Annotated in this window: 21 protein-coding genes; 10 read left to right on the top strand and 11 right to left on the bottom strand. The window is 64.3% G+C overall.

Annotation, left to right across the window (positions count from 1 at the left end; translation table 11 throughout):
• Window positions 1-2 precede the first annotated feature (2 nt).
• A complete protein-coding gene (locus CN933_RS20285; RefSeq protein WP_018096717.1) occupies window positions 3-965 on the top strand; it encodes a 2-hydroxyacid dehydrogenase in 963 nt (320 codons plus the stop codon).
• On the opposite strand, the gene CN933_RS20280 is transcribed toward CN933_RS20285, so the two are convergent.
• Window positions 966-1,721 carry a gamma-glutamyl-gamma-aminobutyrate hydrolase family protein gene (locus CN933_RS20280; RefSeq protein ID WP_018096718.1) on the bottom strand — a complete coding sequence of 252 codons (756 nt, stop codon included), beginning with the start codon at window positions 1,719-1,721 and terminating at the stop codon, window positions 966-968.
• Between the two features lie 328 nt (window positions 1,722-2,049).
• Here CN933_RS20280 and CN933_RS20275 point away from each other — a divergent pair, with 328 nt between their 5' ends.
• From CN933_RS20275 to CN933_RS20260, 4 genes are all read left to right on the top strand, one after another.
• Window positions 2,050-2,274, top strand: coding sequence for an aa3-type cytochrome c oxidase subunit IV (locus CN933_RS20275; protein ID WP_003528928.1), 225 nt, complete (start codon window positions 2,050-2,052; stop codon window positions 2,272-2,274).
• A 320-nt stretch (window positions 2,275-2,594) separates the two neighbouring features.
• A complete protein-coding gene (locus CN933_RS20270; RefSeq protein WP_018096719.1) occupies window positions 2,595-3,743 on the top strand; it encodes a Re/Si-specific NAD(P)(+) transhydrogenase subunit alpha in 1,149 nt (382 codons plus the stop codon).
• A gap of 1 nt (window position 3,744) precedes the next feature.
• Window positions 3,745-4,155 (top strand): NAD(P) transhydrogenase subunit alpha part 2, encoded by a 411-nt coding sequence (locus CN933_RS20265; RefSeq protein ID WP_018096720.1) that lies wholly within the window; start codon window positions 3,745-3,747, stop codon window positions 4,153-4,155.
• Between the two features lie 9 nt (window positions 4,156-4,164).
• Window positions 4,165-5,565: an NAD(P)(+) transhydrogenase (Re/Si-specific) subunit beta gene (locus CN933_RS20260; protein WP_018096721.1), complete on the top strand. Its 1,401-nt coding sequence runs from the start codon at window positions 4,165-4,167 to the stop codon at window positions 5,563-5,565.
• A 15-nt stretch (window positions 5,566-5,580) separates the two neighbouring features.
• Here the strand turns inward: CN933_RS20260 and CN933_RS20255 are convergent, their stop codons facing one another.
• From CN933_RS20255 to rpsU, 4 genes are all read right to left on the bottom strand, one after another.
• Window positions 5,581-6,852 (bottom strand): adenylate/guanylate cyclase domain-containing protein, encoded by a 1,272-nt coding sequence (locus CN933_RS20255; protein WP_018096722.1) that lies wholly within the window; start codon window positions 6,850-6,852, stop codon window positions 5,581-5,583.
• Between the two features lie 107 nt (window positions 6,853-6,959).
• Entirely contained in the window at window positions 6,960-7,433 is a 474-nt protein-coding gene (locus CN933_RS20250; RefSeq protein WP_018096723.1) for a DUF992 domain-containing protein, read from the bottom strand.
• 300 nt (window positions 7,434-7,733) lie between these two features.
• A complete protein-coding gene (locus tag CN933_RS20245) occupies window positions 7,734-8,657 on the bottom strand; it encodes a tetratricopeptide repeat protein (RefSeq protein ID WP_013844854.1) in 924 nt (307 codons plus the stop codon).
• Window positions 8,658-8,808: 151 nt separating this feature from the next.
• Window positions 8,809-9,021: a 30S ribosomal protein S21 gene (rpsU, locus tag CN933_RS20240; RefSeq protein WP_025424858.1), complete on the bottom strand. Its 213-nt coding sequence runs from the start codon at window positions 9,019-9,021 to the stop codon at window positions 8,809-8,811.
• 306 nt (window positions 9,022-9,327) lie between these two features.
• Between rpsU and CN933_RS20230 the strand changes: the two genes are divergently transcribed.
• From CN933_RS20230 to CN933_RS20210, 5 genes are all read left to right on the top strand, one after another.
• On the top strand, window positions 9,328-10,581 hold the full coding sequence (locus CN933_RS20230; protein ID WP_018096724.1) for a sarcosine oxidase subunit beta family protein: 1,254 nt from the start codon (window positions 9,328-9,330) through the stop codon (window positions 10,579-10,581).
• A 116-nt stretch (window positions 10,582-10,697) separates the two neighbouring features.
• A complete protein-coding gene (locus CN933_RS20225) occupies window positions 10,698-11,039 on the top strand; it encodes a sarcosine oxidase subunit delta (protein ID WP_003533888.1) in 342 nt (113 codons plus the stop codon).
• Entirely contained in the window at window positions 11,036-14,029 is a 2,994-nt protein-coding gene (locus tag CN933_RS20220; protein WP_102762216.1) for a sarcosine oxidase subunit alpha, read from the top strand. Before CN933_RS20225 ends, CN933_RS20220 begins: the two co-directional genes overlap by 4 nt.
• Window positions 14,022-14,576 carry a sarcosine oxidase subunit gamma gene (locus CN933_RS20215; RefSeq protein WP_018096726.1) on the top strand — a complete coding sequence of 185 codons (555 nt, stop codon included), beginning with the start codon at window positions 14,022-14,024 and terminating at the stop codon, window positions 14,574-14,576. Before CN933_RS20220 ends, CN933_RS20215 begins: the two co-directional genes overlap by 8 nt.
• Before the next feature lie 245 nt (window positions 14,577-14,821).
• Window positions 14,822-15,946: a zinc-dependent alcohol dehydrogenase family protein gene (locus CN933_RS20210; protein ID WP_018096727.1), complete on the top strand. Its 1,125-nt coding sequence runs from the start codon at window positions 14,822-14,824 to the stop codon at window positions 15,944-15,946.
• A 16-nt stretch (window positions 15,947-15,962) separates the two neighbouring features.
• Here CN933_RS20210 and CN933_RS20205 read toward each other — a convergent pair whose 3' ends face one another.
• The 6 genes from CN933_RS20205 to glgC form a co-directional block, all read right to left on the bottom strand.
• Complete coding sequence (locus tag CN933_RS20205) at window positions 15,963-17,036, bottom strand: DUF2332 domain-containing protein (protein ID WP_018096728.1); 1,074 nt, start codon at window positions 17,034-17,036, stop codon at window positions 15,963-15,965.
• Complete coding sequence (locus CN933_RS20200; RefSeq protein ID WP_018096729.1) at window positions 17,029-17,517, bottom strand: MaoC family dehydratase; 489 nt, start codon at window positions 17,515-17,517, stop codon at window positions 17,029-17,031. The genes CN933_RS20205 and CN933_RS20200 overlap by 8 nt, the downstream gene beginning before the upstream one ends.
• 153 nt (window positions 17,518-17,670) lie before the next feature.
• Complete coding sequence (gene glgX / locus CN933_RS20195; protein ID WP_018096730.1) at window positions 17,671-19,659, bottom strand: glycogen debranching protein GlgX; 1,989 nt, start codon at window positions 19,657-19,659, stop codon at window positions 17,671-17,673.
• A gap of 126 nt (window positions 19,660-19,785) precedes the next feature.
• Window positions 19,786-21,414 carry an alpha-D-glucose phosphate-specific phosphoglucomutase gene (locus CN933_RS20190; protein ID WP_018096731.1) on the bottom strand — a complete coding sequence of 543 codons (1,629 nt, stop codon included), beginning with the start codon at window positions 21,412-21,414 and terminating at the stop codon, window positions 19,786-19,788.
• A gap of 4 nt (window positions 21,415-21,418) precedes the next feature.
• Window positions 21,419-22,861, bottom strand: coding sequence for a glycogen synthase GlgA (glgA, locus tag CN933_RS20185; protein ID WP_018096732.1), 1,443 nt, complete (start codon window positions 22,859-22,861; stop codon window positions 21,419-21,421).
• A gap of 6 nt (window positions 22,862-22,867) precedes the next feature.
• Window positions 22,868-24,130: a glucose-1-phosphate adenylyltransferase gene (gene glgC, locus CN933_RS20180; protein ID WP_003533906.1), complete on the bottom strand. Its 1,263-nt coding sequence runs from the start codon at window positions 24,128-24,130 to the stop codon at window positions 22,868-22,870.
• Between the last annotated feature and the right edge of the window lie 2 nt (window positions 24,131-24,132).

Raw genomic sequence — 24,132 nt, 5'->3', positions numbered from 1 at the left:
CGATGAGTCGTCCCAGAATTCTCGTGCCCGGCAAGATAAACCCGAGGGTCCTCGAACGATTGCCGGAAATGTTCGAGACCGTGTGCATCGAGCGCGCCGATGCGGCTCTGGTGACAGCCGACATGCACGACGTTTCCGGTATCGCCGTTTCGGGCAAGCTGCCGGTGCCGCTGATGGATGCATTCCCCAGCCTCGAGATCGTTGCGAATTTCGGCGTCGGCTACGACGGCGTCGATGTCTCGCGCGCAGCAGCCCGAGGGATTGTCGTCACCAATACGCCTGATGTCCTGACGGAGGAAGTCGCCGACACGGCCATCGGCCTCCTCCTCAACACGCTGCGCCTCCTGCCGCAGGCCGAGCAATGGCTGCGCCAGGGCCGCTGGGCGCGCGAGGGCGCCTTCCCGCTGTCGCCGCTTTCGCTCCGCGGCCGTACGGTCGGGCTGTTCGGCCTCGGCCGGATCGGCCTCGCGATCGCACGGCGGCTCGAAGCCTTCGGCGTCTCGATCGCCTACCACACGCGAACGCCGCGCGAAGGGCTCGCTTTCACCTATCATCCGACCCTTTCGGGTATGGCCGAGGCCGTCGACACGCTCATCGTCATCGTACCCGGGACGGCGAGCACGCTGAGGGCTGTCGATGCGGATGTCCTTTCGGCGCTCGGCCCGAAGGGCGTACTGATCAATGTCGGCCGCGGATCGACCGTGGACGAGGCGGCGCTCATCGCCGCGCTTCGGAACGGCACCATTGCCGGAGCCGGCCTCGACGTCTTCGAAAACGAGCCGCATGTTCCCGAAGCGCTGCTTTCGTTTCCGAATGTCTCTCTGCTGCCGCATGTGGCGTCGGCGTCGGTCGTCACGCGCAACGCGATGTCCGATCTCGTGGTCGACAATCTGAAGGCATGGTTCTCGACCGGCGAAGCTTTGACGCCGGTGGTCGAGACGCCGTTCCGGCGCAGAGTGGTCTAACTAACCGGCCTTGCTCTCACGATAGGCGCGCGCGGCATCTCCGAAGGCCTTGAACAGGGCGGCTGACGGGGCGTCGGTCCGCACCCAGTATTCGGGATGCCACTGCACGCCGACGGCAAAGGCCTTGGCGCCGACGACCGAGACCGCCTCGATGGTCCCGTCGTCGGCCACGGCTTCGACTGCGAGGCGCGGAGCGGCGGCGCCGATCGCCTGGCGGTGCAGCGAATTGACCCTTACCCGGCCCGTGCCGAGGACCGGGGCAAGGCAGCTTCCTTCCTTCACGACCACATCCTGGCGAATGCCATAGGCGACATCGAGATCCGGAACCTCCGGCTTGCGATGGTCCCAGATGCCGGGCTGCTCCTGGATCTCGCTCGCAAGCGTGCCGCCAAGCGCGACATTGAGCTCCTGTATGCCGCGGCAGATCGCGAACAGCGGGACGCCGCGATCGATTGCGCGGCGGATCAGCGGCAGGCTGGTCGCATCGCGGCCCGGGTCGAAAGGCCCGTCCGCTTCGGTCGCCTCCCTGCCATAGAGCGAAGGGTGGACGTTGGAGCGAGCGCCGCTGGCGAGCACCCCGTCGACGCGGTCGAGAATCTCGTCCACATCGTTCCCGGCCTGCAGAGCGGGAACGAGAAACACCATCAGCCCGGCGCCCTCGACCGCCGCGCGGACATATTGGTGGGCGGCAACATGCCAGACATTGCCGTCGAATTCGCGGAAATCGCAGGGGATGGCAACGACAGGTTTCGACATCGTCAGACTCCGGTTATTATCCGCAAAAGCCATGCCGCCAGAACCTTTAAAAAGTCAACGGGAGAAGCGCGGTACTCCCTCGTCTCCGGCGGAACGGCTTGGGCAATGGACAGACGAGCCTGCGCACTTCCGACGGACCGCCATGCACTTTTCCCGAAAGTGCTCATTCGATTATGCCGCAGGCTTGCGGGGCGGTTTTCGTTGCGAATGGCCGGCGCATTGTGTATGCGGAGCTAAAGGAACCGATTGCGCCTCGCGGGCAAGCGGTGATGGGTGGATAAGACAGGGCCGCCATCGGCGGCGCCGCAGAATTTTGGAGAATTGGACGATGGCAGAGCATCATTCGGGACCGGTCGAAACGGGCGCTCCGATGGACTATTCCGAGCATGAGAAGACATATGATTTCTTCATCAGCGCCACGAAATACGGCACTCTGTTTTGCGTCGCGCTGCTGATTGCGATGGCTGCTGCTTTCTTTACGACGATGGGCTTCTTCAGCTCGCTTGTTCTTTTCATTCTCATCAACGTCGCCGGTTACTTCTTTCTTCGCTGATCGGCGTCGCTGATCCGTCCCGCCGAAGATGGGGAGGGGTCCCCATCTTTGTCGCGGGCCCATCGCGTTTTTCCCGCACCACGTGGGAGTATCGTCTCGGCGGCGGATGTTTCCGCCCCCGCAGGAGGAGTTTCTGTCGCTACGACGACGCCCCGGAGGGTGCACTAAGGTCGCTGTAGCGCATCGAGGTGCCGCATGGTTCTCTTCCGAAATCGGCTCGATTCGGGGACCGTGTGAGTGAAGAGGCGGCGTGCAATGCTGTCGTCTGGAGGACAACGTCCGCAACCCGGCCTGCCGGGGCGGACCGGGGAGGGGGATTTGTGAGCGAGATCGTCTTTATCGCCAAGGAATCGGATCCGAACGAGGGACGCGTTGCCGGCTCCGTCGAGAGCGTGAAAAAACTGAAGGCGCTTGGCTTCGACGTGGTTGTCGAAGCGGGTGCGGGCCTCAGTTCACGCATACCCGATCAGGAATACGAGAAGGCCGGTGCGCGGATCGGTACGGCCGCGGATGCGAAAACCGCCGACGTGGTCCTCAAGGTCCGTCGGCCGACCGCGCAGGAGATTTCCGGCTACCGGTCGGGCGCTGTCGTCATCGCCATCATGGATCCCTACGGTAACGAGGAAGCGATATCGGCCATGGCCGGCGCGGGCCTCACGACCTTCGCCATGGAGCTGATGCCGCGTATCACCCGCGCCCAATCCATGGACGTGCTTTCCAGCCAGGCAAACCTTGCCGGTTATCAGGCGGTGATCGACGCCGCCTACGAATATGACCGCGCGCTGCCGATGATGATGACCGCGGCCGGCACCGTGCCGGCCGCCAAGGTCTTCGTCATGGGCGCAGGCGTTGCCGGCCTGCAGGCGATCGCTACCGCCCGCCGCCTGGGCGCGGTCGTCTCGGCGACGGACGTTCGCCCCGCCGCCAAGGAGCAGGTTGCCTCCCTCGGGGCCAAGTTCATCGCCGTCGAGGATGAGGAGTTCAAGGCGGCCGAGACCGCCGGCGGCTATGCCAAGGAAATGTCTGAGGAGTATCGGGCCAAGCAGGCGGCGCTCGTCGCCGAGCACATTGCCAAGCAGGACATCGTCATCACCACGGCGCTGATCCCCGGCCGCCCGGCGCCGCGGCTCGTTAGCCGCGAAATGCTCGATTCCATGAAGCCCGGATCGGTCGTCGTCGACCTTGCAGTCGAGCGCGGCGGCAACGTCGAGGGCGCCGAAGCCGGCAAGGTGACGGAGGTCGGGGGCATCAGGATCGTCGGCCATCTGAACGTGGCGGGCCGCATCGCCGCTTCCGCCTCGTTGCTCTATGCCAAGAACCTAGTCACCTTCCTGGAGACGATGGTCTCGAAGGAGACGAAGGCGCTGGCATTGAACATGGAGGACGAGCTCGTCAAGGCCACGGCGCTGACCCATGGAGGGGCAGTCGTGCACCCGGCCTTCGGCGGCGCCATGAGGGGGGAGAAGTAAGATGGCGAACGAACTTCTGGACAAGGCACTGACCGATCTGGAACGGGCGGTCGAGGCGGTGAAGACCGCCGCCGAATACGTGCCCGATGCGGCCGGAGCGGTGGCGCATGGCGCGACCGGCGGCGCGATCGATCCCTTCGTCTTCCGCCTCGCGATCTTCGTGCTGGCGATCTTCGTAGGCTATTACGTCGTCTGGTCGGTGACGCCGGCGCTGCATACGCCCCTGATGGCGGTGACCAATGCGATCTCGTCGGTAATCGTCGTCGGCGCCTTGCTCGCGGTCGGGATTTCCGCATCGGGGTTTGCCACCGGCTTCGGCTTCGTCGCACTGGTGCTTGCTTCGGTGAACATCTTCGGCGGCTTCCTGGTCACCCAGCGCATGCTCGCCATGTACAAGAAAAAAGAAAAGTGAGGCGGGCCGATGAACGCTAATTTCGCTGCCTTCCTCTATCTCGTCTCGGGCGTGCTCTTCATCATGGCGCTACGCGGCCTGTCGCATCCGACCACCAGCCGCAAGGGCAATACCTACGGCATGGTCGGCATGGGCATCGCGATCGTCACGACGCTGTTCCTGGCACAGCCGTCGATCGGCGGGTTTCTCCTGATCGTCCTAGGTCTGGCCGCCGGCGGCGGTGCCGGCGCCTATATCGCAAAGCGCATCCCGATGACGGCGATGCCGCAGCTCGTGGCCGGCTTTCACTCGCTCGTCGGTCTCGCTGCCGTTCTGGTGGCGGCCGCCGCACTCTATGCCCCGTCCTCCTTCGGTATCGGTGAGGTCGGCTCGATCCACGCCCAGGCGCTGGTCGAAATGGCGCTCGGCGTGGCGATCGGCGCCGTCACGTTCACGGGCTCGATCATCGCCTTCCTGAAGCTCGACGGCCGCATGTCCGGCAAGCCTATCCTTCTGCCCTACCGCCACGCGATCAATCTCGCGATTGCCGCACTCGTCGTCTTCTTCATCGTCGGGTTGGCGCTCAGCGAAAGCCATTTCGATTTCTGGGCGATCGTCGCCCTGTCGCTGGCGCTCGGCGTCCTGATCATCGTTCCGATCGGCGGCGCGGACATGCCGGTCGTCGTGTCGATGCTGAACTCCTATTCCGGCTGGGCCGCGGCCGGCATCGGCTTTACCCTCGGCAACCTGGCGCTCATCATAACCGGGGCGCTCGTCGGCTCGTCGGGCGCGATCCTCTCCTACATCATGTGCAAGGGCATGAACCGGTCCTTCATCTCGGTGATCCTGGGCGGCTTCGGCGGCGAGACGGCGGCTGCCGGGGGCGACGACGGGGTCCAGAGGACGGTGAAACAGGGCTCGGCCGACGACGCCGCCTTCCTGATGCAGAACGCCTCGAAGGTGATCATCGTGCCGGGCTACGGCATGGCAGTCGCCCAGGCACAGCACGCGCTCCGGGAGCTTGCCGACAAGCTCAAGGAGAACGGCGTCGAGGTGAAATACGCGATCCACCCGGTCGCCGGCCGCATGCCGGGCCATATGAACGTGCTGCTCGCCGAAGCGAATGTCCCCTATGACGAGGTGTTCGAACTGGAGGACATCAATTCGGAGTTTGCCCAGGCCGACGTCGCCTATGTCATCGGCGCCAACGACGTCACCAATCCGGCGGCCCGCGACGACAAGTCCTCGCCGATCTACGGCATGCCGATCCTGGACGTCGACAAGGCCAAGACCTGCCTCTTCGTCAAACGTTCGCTCGGCTCCGGCTATGCCGGCATCGACAACACGCTGTTCTACAAGGACGGCACGATGATGCTGCTCGGCGACGCCAAGAAGATGACCGAGGAGATCGTCAAGGCGATCAATCACTGAGGGTATCGGCTCCATTTAACTGGAGGCGATCTCCGGATCCCAGGTGAAGAGCTCCTTCGCCCTGGCGATGCCGCGCAATGCGAAGCGCCCGAGCGAAACGGCATTTGTCCGATGCTCGGGCGGACAGGCGGCGATGAATTCCGAAGACATGATCACGTGCCGCTCGACGGAGCGGCACATGGCGGAGATACGGCTCACCTCGTTGACGGCCGGTCCGACGACGGTGAAATCCAGTCGGTTCTGGCTGCCGATATTGCCGTAAAAGACCTCGCCGATGTGCAGGCCCAGATAGACGTCGGTAGTCGGCTTCCCCTCGTCGAGCCGCCTTGCGTTCAATTCCGCCAGCATGACCCGCAGCTGACGCTCCGCCGCGATGGCGGCGCCGCAGGCCTCGGCCGGTTTGCGGCCGTTGAAGATGGCAAGCACTCCGTCGCCGATAAGCTTCAATACGCTGCCGCCATGATCGTGGACGGCGGTGATCACCATGCCGGAATAGTCGTTCAGAAAGGGGATGACATCCTCCGGCGCGACGCTGTCGGCTATGCGCGTGTAGTTCCTCAGATCGGAGAACCACATGACTGCTTCGATCCGCTCGGCCGAGCCCCGTTCGATGCTGCCCTCGACGACGCGGCGGCCGGCGTCGGGGCCGAGATAGACATCCGCAAGCGTCCCGATGATGCGCATGCACGAGGCTGCCTTCACCGCGAGCGCGAGGGTGGGCAGCAACACTCTCAGTGCTGCGATGTCCTCTTCACGGAAGCCGGCCTGCTTCTTTGTGGTCCAATAGGAGTACAGGCAATCCATCTGCCCTATGCGGCCGCGGTCGGTGAAGTGATGAATCATGCTGATGCAGTCGGTGTGGCCCTCTGCCCTGAGCGTGTCGAGCATGGTGAAGGGAATATGCTTCTCTCCGGCAAGGCGGGTGCGGCGCTCGGTTTCATTGTTCTTGAGCATATGGAAGAAGACGGAACGCTGCCAGTTGGTCTGGGCCTCGCCGCCGCTGGTCGACCCGTATTGCACGACCTCGGGAACCTCGCCGCTTTCGCTGTTCCACTGGAAGGCGCGCCCCTCGAACTCCGGGTGCAGCGTATCGATGATGCCGAGCGCACGATCTATGGGCAGGCCAGCGGCGTGGCACCGTTCACAGAAGCCGGCAAGAAGGTCCTGCTCCTTCAGGCCTCGAATTCCCTCGTCCGACATCCACACAACGATGTCGCGGATCAGCTGTTCCTTCATCCTGCATCCCGTCGTGCCGGCGTTACCGCGTCCGGCAACGATCATCACCATCACAGTGCAGCGACTTGCGGCGCCGCGCAAGGTGGGCCGTGCGGATCACGCAATGTGGCTCGGACAGCGGGATGGGAGAGGAGTCGGCCTCACCGCTCGCCCCGCGATCAACCGGCCGGCGCCAGGACCAGATGATCCACGCCAAGGGCGACATTCAGGCCCTCTTGCACCTGGACATTGACCGGTTGCAGCATGAAAGCCTTGTTCGTGCCGCCGGCAATGACCTTCGCTCCGCCACCGACTGCGAAGCTCGCATCGGCGCCGACGCCGACATATTCGCCAGCCAGTGCATATTCGTTCAGCGGAGTGCCGGTTTTCGCCAGCACGTCCCAGATCATGACGGTTTTGCCGGTTGAGCCGATGTCCAGGCCGATCTTGGTGATCTTGCCCGCGTAGACTCCTCCAGGCGAGCCATCCGCCGGCGAGAAGGTGCACATCAGGTCCTTGGTCGAGGTGACGATCAGCCCGGTGCCGCCTTCCGAACCGCATGTGAGACGCCCGAGCGTGACGTAATTCTGGGCGCTGGCAGCTCCGGTGAGCGCCGCAAAGGCGATTGCCGTAGTGAGGGTCTGTCGAATCATGGCTCGGATCTCCGTGCTGGACCGTTTCACTGTTCATCCAACAGCGAAACGCTCTAAACCCGCTGAAACCAGGCGCTTCCGGACGGAAAACCGCTACGCACTTTTCCTGGAAGTGCTCTAACCCTTTGGTCCAACGCACTTCCGGACGGAAAACCGTTACACACTTTTCCTGGAAGTGCTTCTAGGCCATGGTCAAACGGATTGAATTCAGGATGGTTCCGCGACCCTGTTCGGCTTTGATGAAACGACGACGCCAGCGACAGGCGCGGGCGTCTGATGTCTAACGGAGAATGGGCGACGTCAGGACATCGCCTTGGCGCGGGCAAGGCCGGCACGCGCCGGCTCGTATTTGGGATCGAGCGACAAGGCATGCGAATAGGACTTCGCTGCCTTGGCCTTGTCACCGCGTCGCTCGTAGATCAGCGCCTGGTTTGCCCAGGACTCCGCCAGCTTGCCATTCAGGTTGATGGCCGTGTTGAAGTCGGAGAAGGCATTGTCGTCGTCGCCCTGCGCCACATAGGAGATGCCGCGGCCGTTATAGGGTTCGGGTGAGCTCGGCGAGAGCGAGATTGCCTTGGAGAAATCTTCGATAGCCTGCGCGTGCTGGTTGCGCGCCTGATAGATCAGGCCACGATTGTGGTAGGCGCGGGGGTCCGCCGTATCGAGTTCGATCGCCTTGTTGAAGTCGTTGAAAGCGGCGTCGAGCTGGTTCGCCTGACGGTAGAGATTGCCGCGGCCGATATAGGCGACATCGTAATTCGGATTGATCTGCAGCGCCGCATTGTAATCGGCAAGAGCGGCCTGCTGGTTGCCCAGGTTGCGCTGAACCAGCGCCCTGTTGGCATAGGCCTGATAGAAGCGTGGGTTGAGCTGGATCGCCTGGTCGAAATCGGCGACCGCGCGGCGGAATTCGCCGGCGCGCCCGTAGGCCGAGCCGCGCACATTGTAGCCCTCGGGGTCGCTCGGATTGGACGCGATGACGCTCGAGAGCGAGGCGATGTTTTCTTCCGAGCCCTGTGCCCGTTCGACGCGGAACATCGATTCGGGCTTGTCGGTCTGGCATCCTGCGATCAGCAGGGCCGAGCCGAGCACGAGAAAGGCGGCAAGCTTCGGCTTGCGCTGGTGGCGGCGGTTCGCCTCCTCGGTGATGAGGCCGGAGACGTCCGCAGTCATGGCAGCAAGTGTCAAAGTCGATCCCTCAATGCGACAAGGCCCGAAAGCCATCGGCTTTCCGTTTACAGAGCACGCAAGTGCGGCGGCTGACCGTCGCCAGCTGTCACGCTAGACTGTCGACGGACTGGGTGTCCATACCAAAATGGCGGCGGCGATCCCTCGCCTCCGCCACTTGCATTGGAAAGCGTCGAAAAAAAGACGATCAGCGGGCCACGAGGCCTTCGCGCTGCGCCCGCTTGCGGGCCAGCTTGCGAACGCGGCGGACGGCTTCTGCCTTTTCGCGCGCACGCTTCTGGGACGGCTTTTCGTAGAAGTCACGCATCTTCATTTCGCGGAAAATGCCTTCGCGCTGCATCTTTTTCTTAAGAGCGCGGAGCGCCTGATCGACATTGTTATCGCGGACAAGTACCTGCACGTGAATCCCGTTCCTTTGCTTCGAGTTGGCAAGCCTCACCATCAGGTTTGGGGAGGCAATAAATTTGCGTTCGCTGGGCGAGAACCCTACGATTGAAAGAGCGGATAACAGATCGCGTGCCGAAAGTCCAGCGGCGAGAGAAACCGCGCGGGGAAAAAGCGCCAATACCTCTGCGGCGGCGGGCCGTCGATGTCGCAAGACCGCGCAAGTCCGCCTGATCGCGTCGCAAAAGAAACGTTGCGTGGTCCTCGGATTTGCGATTTCTAACGCCAACGAACGTTACCGGGTTCATGGAGTAGCAGGCTGATGCGCAAATATTCTGTTTTTGCCGTGGCGCGCGAGGCGCTGCGCGGCCACAAAGGGTGGGGCCCGCACTGGGCTTCGCCGGAGCCGCGCAAGCAATATGACGCAATCATCATCGGCGGCGGCGGCCACGGCCTCGGCGCCGCCTATTATCTCGCCAAAGAGCACGGCATCACCAACGTCGCCGTGCTGGAGAAGGGCTGGATCGGCGGCGGTAACACCGGCCGCAACACGACGATCATCCGGTCCAACTATCTCTATGAAGAGAGTATGGACATCTACGAGCATTCGCTGAAGCTCTGGGAAAACCTGTCGCAGGACCTGAACTACAACGTCATGTATTCGCCGCGCGGCGTGATGATGCTGTCGCACAACATCCATGACCAGCAGTCCTTCAAGCGTCACATCAATGCCAACCGGCTCTACGGCATCGACAACGAGTGGCTGACGCCGGAGCAGGCCAAGGCCTACTGCCCGCCGCTCGACATAGCGAAGACTGCCCGCTACCCGATCAACGGCGCGGCACTGCAGCGCCGCGGCGGCACTGCGCGCCACGATGCGGTCGCCTGGGGCTATGCGCGCGCGGCCTCGGATCGCGGCGTCCACATCATCCAGAATTGCGAAGTGACCGGCATCCGCCGCGACGAAACCGGCCGCGTGACCGGCGTCGATACCAACCGCGGCTTCATCGGCGCGAAGAAGGTCGGCATCTCCGCTGCGGGCCACTCGTCGGTCCTGATGCAGATGGCGGATGTGCGCGTGCCGCTGCAGAGCCAGCCGCTGCAGGCGCTCGTCTCCGAGCCCTTGAAGCCGATCTTCCCCTGCGTTGTCATGTCGAACTCCGTGCATGCCTATATCTCGCAGTCGGACAAGGGCGAGTTCGTCATCGGCGCCGGCACCGACCAGTACAATTCCTACTCGCAGACCGGCGGCCTGCAGATCATCACGCATACGCTGGATGCGATCTGCGAGCTTTTCCCGATGTTCCGCCGCGTCAAGATGATGCGGCAATGGGGCGGCATCGTCGACGTCACCCAGGATCGTTCGCCGATCCAGGGCGTGACGCCGGTGCCCGGGCTCTACCTCAATGCCGGCTGGGGGACGGGCGGCTTCAAGGCGACGCCGGGTTCGGCCAATCTCTTTGCCCATCTCATCGCGCGCGGCGAGCCGCACCGGCTTGCCGCGGGGCTCACGCTCGAGCGCTTCCGCACCGGGCGGCTCATCGACGAGGCGGCCGCGGCCGCCGTTGCGCACTAAAACATGATCCGACGGAGCGAAGCCAAGATCGATAGGATTACGCTTCAGAGAAAAGAACGTAGAGCGGCCTTGCGCCTTCCAAGGAAGGCGCGGCGCTCTGATCGAGGACATTCCAGATGCTTCTGATTTACTGCCCCTATTGCGAGGAAGAGCGCTCGGAGCTCGAATTCCGCAATGCCGGCGATGCCCACATCGTCAGACCGGCCAACATCGCCGAGATCAGCGACGAGGAGTTCGAGGAGTACTTCTTCCTCCGTCAGAATCCGAAAGGGCTGATCTATGAAAGGTGGCGGCATATCCACGGCTGCGGTCGCTTCTTCAATGCGGCTCGCGATACGGTGAGCGACCGCTTCCACGTGACCTACAAGGCCGGTGAGCCGAAGCCCGATCTCAACGCTGAGCCGAAGACGAGCGAAACGGTCGAGACCTACGAGGCGCTGGAAGGAGTGGCAGAATGACCGGGGTCAATCGAATTTCGGGCGCCGGGCGCCTGACGCCGGCGCGCACCGCCCGCTTCACCTTCGACGGCCGGACGCTGACGGCGCTCGAGGGCGACACCATCGCCTCCGCGCTCATCGCCAACGACATCCATCTCGTCGGCCGCTCGTTCAAATATCACCGCCCGCGCGGCATCCTTTCGGCAGGCGCCGAAGAACCGAATGCGCTGCTCGACGTTTCGCGCGATGCCGCGCGCCGGCAGCCGAACGTGCGCGCCACCGTGCAGGAAGTCTTCGACGGCATGAAGGTGTCGTCGCAGAACCGTTGGCCGTCGCTCGCCTTCGACGTCGGCGGCTTCAACGATCTGTTGTCGCCCTTCTTCGCGGCGGGCTTCTACTACAAGACCTTCATGTGGCCGAAGGCCGCCTGGCACAAGATCTACGAGCCCTTCATCCGCCGTGCCGCCGGTCTTGGCGTGGCGCCCACGGAGACCGATCCGGACCATTACGCAAGCCGCTACGTCCATTGCGACGTGCTGGTGGTCGGCGCCGGCGCTGCCGGACTTGCGGCCGCACTCGCGGCCGCGAATGCCGGTGCGAAGGTGATCCTGTGTGACGAACAGCCTGAAGTCGGCGGAGCGCTGCATTACGACAGCGGCACCGTGATCGACGGCCAGCCCGGCTATGACTGGGCACTGGCGACGGGCAAGGCGCTTGCGGCGATGGACAATGTCACGCTGCTGACCCGCACGACGGCCTTCGGTTACTACAACCACAATTTCGTCGGCCTCGTCGAACGCGTGACCGACCACCTCCCGGCCCCCGACAAGGGGCTTCCGCGCGAGCGTCTATGGCAGGTGCGCGCGAAGAAGGTGATCCTCGCCAATGGGGCGATCGAGCGCCACATGGTCTTCGCCAACAACGACCGCCCTGGAATCATGCTGGCCTCGGCCGGCCGCACCTATCTCAACCATTTCGGCGTCGCAGTCGGCAAGAAGGTGGGCATCTACACGGCCCATGATTCCGCCTATGAGGCGGCCTTCGACCTGAGGAAGGCCGGCGTCGACGTCCCCGTGATCGTCGACTGCCGCGACAGGCCGGGCGACATGGTACTCGCCGAAGCCCGCAGCCTCGGCATCGAGGTATTGAGCGGCCACTCGGTCGTCAATACCGCCGGCAAGCTCAGGATTGCATCCATGAGTGTGGCTCGCAACGGCGGCGGAGCATCGCGCAAGATCGCGGTCGACGCCCTGCTCGTCTCGGCCGGTTGGACCCCCTCGGTGCATCTCTTCTCCCAGTCGCGGGGCAAGGTGACGTTCGATGCGGCGACGGAGCGGTTCCTGCCGGGAACCTATGCACAGGAATGCCTCTCCGTCGGCGCCTGCAATGGCACGGACGACCTGCAGGCGACGATCGACGAGGCACTCGCCGCCGGTGAACTGGCGGCCCGTGCCGCGGGTGCGGAAGGCGGCGGTCAGGTCGCGCTCTCCGGCCGCAACGCTTTCGAATGGACAGGCGGCATGATCGGCGCGGCGGAAGGCGCGGGGCGAGACACGACGGTCAAGGCCTTCATCGACTTCCAGCACGACGTCTGCGCCAAGGATATCCGGCTCGCGGTGCGTGAAGGGATGCATTCGATCGAGCACATCAAGCGCTTCACCACCAATGGCATGGCGTCCGACCAGGGCAAGCTTTCCAACATGCACGGCCTGGCGATCGCGGCGGAAGCGCTCGGCAAGGAAATCCCGCAGGTGGGGCTCACGACCTTCCGCCAGCCCTATACGCCGGTGACCTTCGGAGCGATCGTCAGCCATTCGCGCGGAAACCTCTTCGATCCGGCCCGCAAGACGCCGATCCATGCCTGGGAGGAGGCGCAGGGCGCCGAATTCGAGGATGTGGGCAACTGGAAGCGTGCCTGGTTCTATCCGAAAGCGGGCGAAAACATGCACGAGGCGGTCGCGCGCGAGTGCAAGACGGTTCGCGAGGTGGCCGGCGTCTTCGACGCATCGACCCTCGGCAAGATCGAAGTGGTCGGCCCCGATGCCGCCAAGTTCCTGAACCTCATGTACACCAACGCCTGGGACAACCTGAAGCCCGGCCGCTGCCGCTACGGGATCATGCTGCGCGACGACGGCTTCGTCTATGACGACGGTGTCGTCGGCCGGCTTGCCGACGATCGCTTCCATGTGACGACGACGACCGGCGGCGCGCCGCGCGTCCTCCACCACATGGAGGACTATCTCCAGACGGAGTTCCCGCATCTGAAGGTGTGGCTGACGTCGACGACCGAGCAATGGGCCGTCATCGCGGTCCAGGGTCCGAAGGCGCGCGAGATCATCGCGCCGCTCGTCGAGGGCATCGACCTTTCGAACGAAGCCTTCCCCCATATGAGCGTTGCCGAAGGCAGCATATGCGGTGTGCCGACCAGGCTCTTCCGCATGTCGTTCACCGGCGAACTGGGGTTCGAGGTCAACGTACCGGCCGACTACGGCCAATCCGTGTGGGAGGCGATCTGGGCTCGGGCGGAGCCGATGGGCGCCTGCGCCTACGGCACCGAGACCATGCACGTGCTGCGCGCCGAAAAAGGCTACATCATCGTCGGCCAGGACACGGACGGAACCCTCACGCCGGACGATGCCGGCCTTTCCTGGGCGGTATCGAAGAAGAAACAGGACTTCGTCGGCATTCGCGGCATGAAGCGGCCCGACCTCGTCAAGGAAGGCCGCAAGCAGCTCGTCGGCCTCCTCACGAAGGACCCGCAGGTGGTGCTGGAGGAAGGGGCGCAGATCGTTGCCGATCCGAACGAAGCCAAGCCGATGACCATGCTCGGTCATGTGACCTCGTCCTACTGGTCGCCGAACTGCGGCCGCTCGATCGCGCTCGCGGTCGTCGCCGGCGGCCGCGCACGCCTCGGGCAGACGCTCTACGTGCCGATGGCCGACCGGACGATCGCCGTCGAGGTGAGCGACATGGTGTTCTTTGACAAGGAAGGAGGTCGCCTCCATGGCTGACCACGCAATCGCTACACGCAAAGCTCCGCTTGCCGGCCGCCGTGGCGGCTCGCCGGCGGCGATCCTTACCCCTGCGGAACCCGCTTCGCGGATATCGCTGCGCGCCGGCGCCGACGCGGTTCCCGCACTCTCGGCAGCTCTCGGCGTGACCATTCCCGTGCGGCCGAAGACGTCCGCCTCGACCGGCCGGCGTCATGTCCTTTGGCTCGGTCCCGATGAGTGGCTGGTGATCGACGAGGACGGCGCCGACCTGATGGCGGCGGCCGCATCGAGCGGGACCGTGCATTCGGCCGTCGACGTTTCGCACCGGAACACTGCCGTCATCGTCAGCGGGGCGGGCGCGGAAGCGGCGATCAACAGCGGCTGCCCGCAGGACCTGTCGCTGGCGATTTTTCCCGTCGGTGCCTGCTCGCGCACGATCTTCGGCAAGGCGGAAATCGTTCTTTTCCGAACCGCCGAGGATACGTTCCGCGTCGAGTGCTGGCGGTCGTTCTCGTCCTTCGTGTTTGGGCTGCTGGCCGAAGGCGCGGAAGACGCGGGGCACTGAGGAGGCAATTTCCGGCCCCTCATCCGGCCTGCCGGCCACCCTATCCTCGCCGGGGGAAGGTGACTCGCGGCAAGCTCCAGTCCCCTTCGCCGCCCTGGAAAGAGGGCGAGGCAGTGCCCGCATGTTCCTTCTCCCCGTAAACGGGGAGAAGGTTGCGGCAGCCGGATGAGGGGCATTTCCTCCTCAGGAGCGATCGCGCTAAGTTCTGCCGGTCGAACTGGGATTCGGGAACGGGAGGAGCGAGCTTGAAGACGCGTGCGGCGGTGCTGAGGAAGTCACCGGTCGGAAGGCCTTATGCCCATACGAGGCCGCTCTCGATCGAAACGATCGATCTCGATCCGCCGGGACCGGACGAGTTGCTGGTGAGGATCGGCGCCGCCGGACTCTGCCACTCCGACCTCTCGGTCATCAACGGCGACAGGCCGCGGCCGGTGCCGATGGCGCTCGGCCACGAGGCCGCCGGCACCGTGGAAGCGGTCGGAAGCGGCGTAGGTGACATCGTCCCGGGAGACCGGATGGTGATGAGCTTCATGCCGAGCTGCGGCCATTGCCTCCCCTGCGCGGAAGGCCGGCCGGCGCTATGCGTTCCCGGAGCGGAAGCAAACGGCAAGGGCACGCTGCTTTCGGGGGAACGCCGGCTGCATTGCGGTGAAGTCCCTGTGAACCATCACCTCGGCGTCTCCGGATTTGCCGATTATGCGGTGGTTTCGCGCCATTCCGCGGTCAAGATCGAGACGGACCTGCCGATGGTAGAGGCGGCGCTGTTCGGCTGTGCCGTGCTGACCGGCGTCGGAGCGGTCGTCAATACGTGCCGGGTTCGGCCGGGCGAATCCGTTGCCGTCATCGGGCTGGGCGGGGTGGGATTGGCAGCCCTTCTGGGTGCCGTTGCCGCCGGCGCCCAGCGCGTCGTCGCGATCGATCTCGCCGAGGACAAGCTGAAGCTTGCCCGCGCGCTGGGCGCGACGGACACGTTCCTTGCAGCCGATCCGGATGTGGCCGAGACTGTCCGACAGGCGACCCGCGGCGGCGTCGACCATGCGGTCGAGGCCGCCGGCTCCGTAAAAGCCTTCGAGCTCGCCTATCGCATTACGCGGCGAGGCGGGCTGACGGTTTCCGCAGGGCTCGCCCATCCTTCAAGCCAGATAGCCATCCCCGCGGTGAGCCTGGTTGCGGAAGAGCGTAGTGTGCGCGGCAGTTACATGGGAAGCTGCGTGCCCTCCCGCGATATCCCGCGTTTCATTGCGCTCTACGAACGCGGCAGGCTGCCGGTCGACCGGCTGCTGTCGAGCACCGGACCGCTGGAGGAGATCAACGAAGCATTCGATCTTCTCGACCAGGGCCGCGTGATACGCCACGTGATCACGTTCTGATACGGCCGCCACACGGTCAGCCGTCCGCCGGCCATCCCTGCCAGGCGATCCAGCGTCCGTGGAAGTCGGCGCGGCCGACGAGATGCCTTTCGCCCTTCGGCCAAATCTGCAATGACAATGCGGCACCCGGCGCCTGTCCGTCGGCTTCCATCTGCAAACGGGCAAGCGGGGCCTCGGATGTCGCGGTCGCCCCGGCGGCAGCGATCAGGGCCTCGCCCTCTTCCCGCGCAGCTTCCGGCAGATACTGCCAGGCGATCGAATGATAGACGACGTGGACAGCGCCCGGATGGACGTGCGCCAGCCGTGTTTTCAGCCAGTCGATCGCGTCCGCCTGCTCGACAAGGCTTCTTTGGGAGGCGGCAAGCTCCAGCGCCTGCCGCGTGCGGTCGATCCGGTCTTGCTGATCGGCCCAGACGTAGGAGAGGAGCCGTAGCCGATCCTCGCTATCGGCCGGATCGAGGGGGTTGATGTCGCAGCCGGCGCGTTCGATCACTTCGACGGGTCGCAGAGGCGGCGCTGCTCCCGACCACTCGGGGGCTATGCTCACGGGGCTGGCTGCATCGCCCCAATGGCTGTTCGCGAGATCGTAGCGGTAGCGGTCCCAATGGAGATTCAAGCCGGCGCTGGCGCCGATCTCGGAAAGGATCAACGGCTTCCCGAAAAGCTGTGCCACGGTGAGGAAACCGGGAAGCAGGGCGCCCGAGCGGCGCACCTCGTTCGTCTGCGGCGCGGAGGTGAGACGATCGAGGATGAAGGGGGCTTCCCGCTCCATAGCCTGAGCGATCGCCTGCCAGAGAGCGTCGTCGTCCGTCCGGTTCGGCGGATAGCACGCGCCGAGGGCCGCGCTGCGGCCGGATAGAACCAGCGCGTGCAGAGCACCGGCAAGGCGGAGCGCGACGGAATCGCCCTTCGAAGTCGGGTCGCCCGACCAGCCGAGGACACGCTCGCCCACCGGCGAGTCCGCATCGATCCGGTCGGCCACGAGACGGCAGAGTCGGGCCGTAAATGGCGATCCCAGCTCGTCACAGGACTTCGCCTGGCCGCGGAAGGCATGGCGAACGTGGGTCCCGTCCGGTCTCCCCTCAGACATCGTCCGGCCGATCCTTCGGGTCGAACTGGATGATCGTCTGCCAGGTGGCGGTCAGGGCAGGCTTTCTTTCGCCTTCGATCTCGACCGTGACGTCATAGGTGATCATCAGCATGCCGGCCCCGCGGAAGCGTGCGTCTGCCATGGTGAAGCGGCCGCGCACGCGCGCGCCGCTCTTGACCGGCGCCACGAAGCGCACCTTCTCGAAGCCGTAATTGATGCCCATCGTCTGCTCGCGGATCTTGGGCAGGCAATTGTAGTTCATCGCCGAAAGCAGCGACAGCGAGAGGAAACCATGCGCAATGGTGCCGCCGAAAGGCGTCTCCGCCGCGGCGCGCACCGGGTCGGTATGGATGAACTGGAAGTCACTCGTCGCCTCGGCAAAACGGTCGATCGTCTGCTGCGTCACGGTGATCCAGTCGGAGACGCCGAGCTCCTTGCCGATCAGATCCTTGATATCCGAAAGTGAAATATCCTGCGGCATATGATTTTCCTGAAAATGGGGCCTCCCCGCTGATCTATAGGCCGGCTCGGCAAGGTCTAGCAAGTGGTCCTAAGTCTTGAGATGGTTCACTGTTTTCTTGAAACAGCGAAACCATCCAACTCTCTGGAGCCGGGCACTTCCGGACAGAAACCGTCAGACCCTTTTCTTCGGAGCGCTCTCGAAAACCTCGGCGAGAACGGTGACCGAACGGGCCGGCGCGAAGGATGGTGCGCTGAGGTCCGAGAGTGCGTCGCGCCATTCGCCCTCAAGGCTCGAAGGCAGGCGGAATGGGTGCGGCGAGTGGCTGCGGTTGATGACCACCGCAAGTCGGGTCGCGCGCCCCTGACGGCGGTCGTCGGTCGCGAGCATCACGACGAGATTGTCGGTTGCGGGATGCTCCCAATCCTCCACCGCAAGCGGCTCCCCGTCGAGGCGCAGCCAGGCGACGTCGCCGCTGCCGGTGAAGAACCCGGTCTCGCCGAAGACCGAGAAGCGCCGGCGCATGGCGGAAAGCCTGGCGGTATGCTCGACGAGCTTGCCGTCGAGCTTGCTCCAGTCGAGCCAGGTCACGGCATTGTCCTGCGCATAGGCGTTGTTGTTGCCACCCTGGCTGCGCCCGCCTTCATCCCCGGCCGTCAGCATGATTGCGCCGCGCGAGGTGAAGAGCGTGGCGAGGAGCGCCATGACATCGCGTTGCCGGAAGGCGGCGATCTCCGGATCGTCGATCGGACCCTCGGCGCCGTTGTTCCACGAGAAGTTCTCGTCGTGGCCGTCCCGATTGCCTTCGCCGTTCGCCTCATTGTGCTTGCGGGCGTAGGAAACGAGATCCATCAGCGTGAAGCCGTCATGGGCGGCGATGAAGTTGACGCTGCGCGTGGCCGTCTCGCCCCAGCGGGAAAAGCTGTCCGAGGAGCCGGCGAGCGCGGTTGCAAGGACGCCGATCGCGTGCCGGTCGCCGCGCCAGTAGCGGCGGATGTCGTCGCGGGCACGGTCGTTCCATTCGAGGAAGGAATGGGGGAAATTGCCGAGTTGGTAGCCGCCGGGGCCGGTGTCCCAGGGCTCGGCGATGAGCACGCGGTCGCAAAGGACGGGGTCGGCGCAGATGGCGGAGAAGAGCGCGGCATCGCGGCGGAAGCCGCCCATGTCGCGGCCGAGGATCGATGCGAGGTCGAAGCGGAAGCCGTCGACGCCGGCGGCAAGGACGAAATGGCGCAGGCTGTCGAGGATCAGACGCTGGACGACCGGATGGTCGCAGGCGATCGTGTTGCCGCAGCCGGTGTCGTTGATGAGCTCGCCCGGGCGCCCCGTCGCGTGGCGATAATAGGTCAGGTTGTCGAGCCCGCGCATCGAAAGCGTGGCACCGAAGCGATCGCTCTCTCCGGAGTGGTTGAAGACGAGATCGAGGACGACGCCGATACCGGCCTCGTGCAGGACCTCCACGGTCATGCGCAACTCCTCGATGCCGCCCGGCACCAGGCCTGGATCGAGCGCCATCGGCGCGATCGGATTGTAGCCCCAGCCATTGTGGAGACCGAGCGGAGGCAGGTGCCGCTCATCGATCCAGGCCGTGATCGGCATGAGTTCGACCGCGGAAACGCCGAGCCTCGTAAGGTGATCGATGACGACGGGTTCGGCGAGAGCAGCCACCGTGCCGCGCTTCCTTTCCGGCACGTCCGGATGAAGGATGGTGAACGGCTTGACTGCAATCTCGTAGATCAGTCCCCCGGCCTGAAATAGCGGCGGCTTCGGCTCCAGCGGTCTTGCCTCGGTGACGATGGCCTTCGGCACGAGGTGCGCCGTCTCTTCGCCGAAGACCGTCAGCCGCTGGTCGTGACGAAAGGGCCGGTCGAGCCTCACCGCATAGGGGTCGACCAGAAGTTTCGACGGATCGAACCAAAGCCCATGGTCCGGCGAGTAGACCCCGTCGGCGCGAAAGCCGTAGCGGGTGCCGGCAGCTATGTCGGGCAGCGCGATGCTGTGGACATCGCCCTCGCGCAGCATAGGCAGGCGGCTGAGTTCGGTGTCGCCCGCTTCGTCGAACAGGCAGAGATCGATGCGGGCGGCATTGTGCGACCAGACCGCAAAGCGCCTCCCGTCGGGTGTGCGCGTCACGCCGAGAGGTGAAATTCCGGTCGTCGGCATGGGGGCCTCTTTAGAAGTCTAGTATCGCATGGGTTTGCCACGAGTCGATCTCCCCCTTGCGGGGGAGATGCTCGGCAAAGCAGAGGGGGGTAAAGGGCGCAGGAAGTGGCGCTTGGTACAGCACCCTCAGGTGATTACGCTCGGTTGGTCGCGGTTGGTACGCTCCTTGATCTCGGCGATCTCGTCGGCAACGGCGATCAGATCGGCAAGCGCTTCCTGCGTATCGAGATCGTGGCGCGCCGGATCCGGCTCGTAGCGCTCGATATAGACGCGCAGCGTCGCCCCCGACGTCCCCGTGCCCGACAGGCGGTAGACGACGCGGGATCCGCCCTCGAAGAGGATGCGGATGCCCTGGTTCTTGCTAACCGATTTGTCGACCGGATCGTGGTAGGAGAAATCGTCGGCAGTCTCGACCGTGAGCGCGCCGAAGCTCTTGCCGGGCAGCGCGGCGAGCTTGTCGCGGAGCGCGGCAACCAGGCCGTTGGCCGCATCGGTGTCGACCTCTTCGTAGTCGTGCCGGGAATAATAGTTGCGGCCGTAGGTCGCCCAGTGCTTGCGGGCGATTTCGAGTGCGCTTTCCTTGCGCGCGGCGAGGATGTTGAGCCAGAGCAGCACGGCCCAGAGCCCGTCCTTCTCGCGTACATGGTTCGATCCGGTGCCGGCGCTTTCCTCGCCACAGATCGTCGCCAAGCCCTCGTCGAGCAGGTTGCCGAAGAATTTCCAGCCGGTCGGCGTCTCATAGATGCCGATGCCGAGCTTTTCGGCGACACGGTCGGCCGCGCCGCTCGTCGGCATGGAGCGAGCGATCCCGGCAAGTCCCTTGTCATAGCCCGGCGCCAGATGCGCATTGGCGGCAAGCATGGCGAGGCTGTCGGACGGAGTGACGAAGATTCCCTTGCCGATGATCAAATTCCGGTCGCCGTCGCCATCGGATGCGGCGCCGAAATCGGGGGCGTCCGGCGCCATCATCGTCTCGTAGAGCGCTCGGGCGTGAACGAGGTTCGGGTCCGGATGATGGCCGCCGAAGTCGGGCAGCGGTATGAAGTTCATGACCGAGCCCTTCGGGGCGCCGAGCCGTTTTTCGATGATCTCCTTGGCATAGGGCCCGGTGACCGCGCTCATCGCGTCGAACACGACACGGAAGCCGCCGGCAATCAGCTTGCGGATCGCATCGAAGTCGAACAGGCTCTCCATCAATTCGGCGTAGTCGGAGACGGGATCGATGACCGTCACGGTCATGTCCTCGACCTGCTGACTGCCTTCGACATCGAGATTGACGTCCGGCGCGTCGGCGATCTTGTAGCTGTCGATCACCTTGCTTCGGGCGAAGATCGCATCCGTCACCTTTTCGGGAGCCGGGCCGCCATTGCCGACATTGTACTTGATGCCGAAATCCTCGGTCGGCCCGCCGGGATTGTGGCTTGCCGAGAGCACGATGCCCCCGAAGGCCTTGTATTTGCGGATGATATTGGATGCGGCTGGCGTCGAGAGGATGCCGCCGCGGCCGACGAGCACGCGGCCGAAGCCGTTCGCCGCCGCCATCTTGACGGCTTTCTGGATGACCTCGCGGTTGTAATAGCGGCCGTCGCCGCCGATCACCAGCGTCTGGCCTTCGAAGCCCTCGAGCGAGTCGAAAATCGACTGGATGAAGTTCTCGGCATAGTTCTTCTGCTGGAATACCGGGACCTTTTTGCGCAGGCCCGAGGTGCCGGGTTTCTGGTCCCCATAGGGGTTGGTCGAGACGGTTCTTGTCATCTGTTTAGCCTTTCGCGAGAAGAGCGGAGTAAAGCGAGACGTAGCGTTCCGCGCTTTTGGCCCAGGAAACGTCGGATTTCATGCCCTGGTTCTGCAGGCGTGCCCAGAGCTTGGGTTCATTGTATGCGCGCAGGACGCGCCGGATCGCAAGCTTCAGCCCGTCGGTGGTCACCGGCAGGAAATGAAAGCCGGTCGCGCACTTCGCAGACAGCGCCGCCTCGTTGGCGTCGATGATCGTGTCGGTGAGACCGCCGGTGCGGGCCACGACCGGAACGCAACCATAGCGCAGGCCATAGAGCTGCGTCAGGCCGCAAGGCTCGAAACGCGACGGAATGAGGATCGCATCGGCGCCTGCCTGCATGAGATGCGACAGCGGCTCGTCATAACCGGTCACCATGCCGATATGCCCGCGGTGGCGCGACGCGGCCGCCATAAGCGCGCTTTCCAGCGCCGGATCGCCGGAGCCGAGCACGACGAGCTTGCCGCCGAGAGCCACGATATCGTCGGCGGCTTCGGCGACGAGGTCCATGCCCTTCTGCCAGGTGAGGCGGCTGATGACGCAGAAGATCGGCCCCGGACCTTTTTCGAGGCCGAAACGCTCTTCCAGCGCCTTGCGGTTGCCGGCGCGCCGTTTGAGCGTGCCGGGCCCGTAATGCGCCGGAAGGTGCGGGTCCGTCTGCGGATCCCACGTGTCTCCGTCGATGCCGTTGACGATGCCCGTCAGGTCCGCGACACGGCTCGACAGGAGCCCGTCAAGACCCATGCCGAACTCGGGCGTCAGGATTTCCTGCGCGTATGAAGGGCTGACCGTCGTGATTGCGCTTGCCGTCTGCAGGCCGCCTTTGAGGAAGCCGACATCTCCATAATATTCGACGAATTGCGTGGAGAAGGCATCCGGCGGCAGCGCCAGTTCCGGGAACACCGAGGCGCCGAACTGACCCTGAAAGGCGATGTTGTGGATCGTCATCACCGTCGGCAGATCCGGCGCCGGGCCGAAGCGCATATAGACGGGGGTGAGCGCCGTCTGCCAGTCGTGGACGTGAACGATGTCCGGCTTCCAGTTGGAGATGATGCCGTTACCCGCGATCTCCGCAGCCGCCAGCGAGAGCGCGGCGAAGCGCCGGAAATTATCGGGATAATCCCGCCCGGTCGAATCGAGATAAGGGCCACCGTCCCGGGCATAGAGAGCGGGCTGGTCGAGGACCAGCAGGTCCATTCCGTTGACCTCGGAGGCAAGCACCGTGGCTGGATGGCCGAAGAGGTTGTCGAAGCGGCCGACCGTTTTTTTCTTCTTCAGCTTCTTCAGCACCGAGGGATAGCCGGGCACCAGCGTGCGCGTCCGCACACCATGCGGGAGAAGTGCGGAGGGCAGCGCGCCGACGACATCGGCGAGGCCCCCCGTCTTCACCAGCGGGTAGACTTCGGACGCAACTGACAGGACGTTCATACGCGGCTACATTCCCAGCTTGTCGATCATCGTTTGCGTGATCAGGCAAACGCCGCTCTCCGTGCGGCGGAAGCGTTTAGCATCGAGCTCCGGATCGTCACCGACGACCAGGCCCTCCGGAATGACGACGCGGCTGTCGATGACGACATTGCGCAGAATCGAATGCCGACCGATCGTCACGTCAGGGAGAACTACGGCATTTTCGAGTCTGGAGTATGAATTCACCCGGACGCCGGTGAACAACAGGCTCCTGTTGAGAGCGGCACCCGAGATGATGCAATCGCCCGATACGAGCGACGACGTGGCCGAGCCGCGGCGGTTCTCGTCGTCATGGACGAATTTGGCCGGCGGCTTGATTTCAGAGAAGGTCCAGATTGGCCAGGTGCTGTCGTAGATGTCGAGCTCGGGCGTGATATGGGTGAGATCGATATTGGCCTGCCAATAGGCGTCGATGGTGCCGACGTCGCGCCAATAGGCCTCGCGCTCGAAGTCGGACCGGACGCAGGAATGGGTGAAGCGGTGGGCCACCGCTTTGCCGTGTTCGACGATGTAGGGAATGATGTCCTTGCCGAAGTCGCGGCTCGATTTGGGATCGGCGGCATCCCGACGCAGCATGTCCATCAGGAATTTCGTGTGGAACACGTAGATGCCCATGGACGCGAGTGCCATGTCCGGATTGCCGGGGATCCCCGGCGGATCGGCCGGCTTCTCGACGAAGGCGATGATGCGGTCCGCATTGTCCACATGCATGACGCCGAAGCCCGTCGCCTCCATGCGCGGCACTTCCAGGCAGCCGACGGTCACGTCGGCGCCCGAATCGACGTGCTGCTGCAGCATCAGTTCGTAGTCCATCTTGTAGACGTGGTCGCCGGCGAGAATCACCATGTATTCGACGCCGTGGTCCTCGATGATGTCGATGTTCTGATAGACCGCGTCGGCGGTGCCTTCGTACCACTGCGTTTCGGAGACACGCTGGCTCGCCGGCAGGATATCGAAGCTCTCGTTACGCTCCGGCCGGAAGAAGTTCCAGCCGCGCTGGAGGTGCCGGATCAACGAGTGGGCCTTGTACTGCGTGGCGACGCCGATGCGCCGGATGCCGGAATTCAGCGCATTTGAAAGCGCGAAATCGATGATCCGCGCCTTTCCGCCGAAATAGACGGCAGGTTTCGCACGCCGGTCGGTGAGTTCCTTGAGCCGGCTGCCGCGGCCGCCGGCGAGAACATAGGCCATGGCATCACGGGCCAGGGGTTGCGTACGTTTTTCCACCATTT

The organism is Sinorhizobium sp. M4_45 (assembly GCF_002885915.1).
Taxonomy (GTDB): Bacteria; Pseudomonadota; Alphaproteobacteria; order Rhizobiales; family Rhizobiaceae; genus Sinorhizobium; species Sinorhizobium meliloti_A.
The sequence above is the reverse complement of the archived record's forward strand: the minus strand, read 5'-3'. Positions and strand labels throughout refer to the sequence as shown.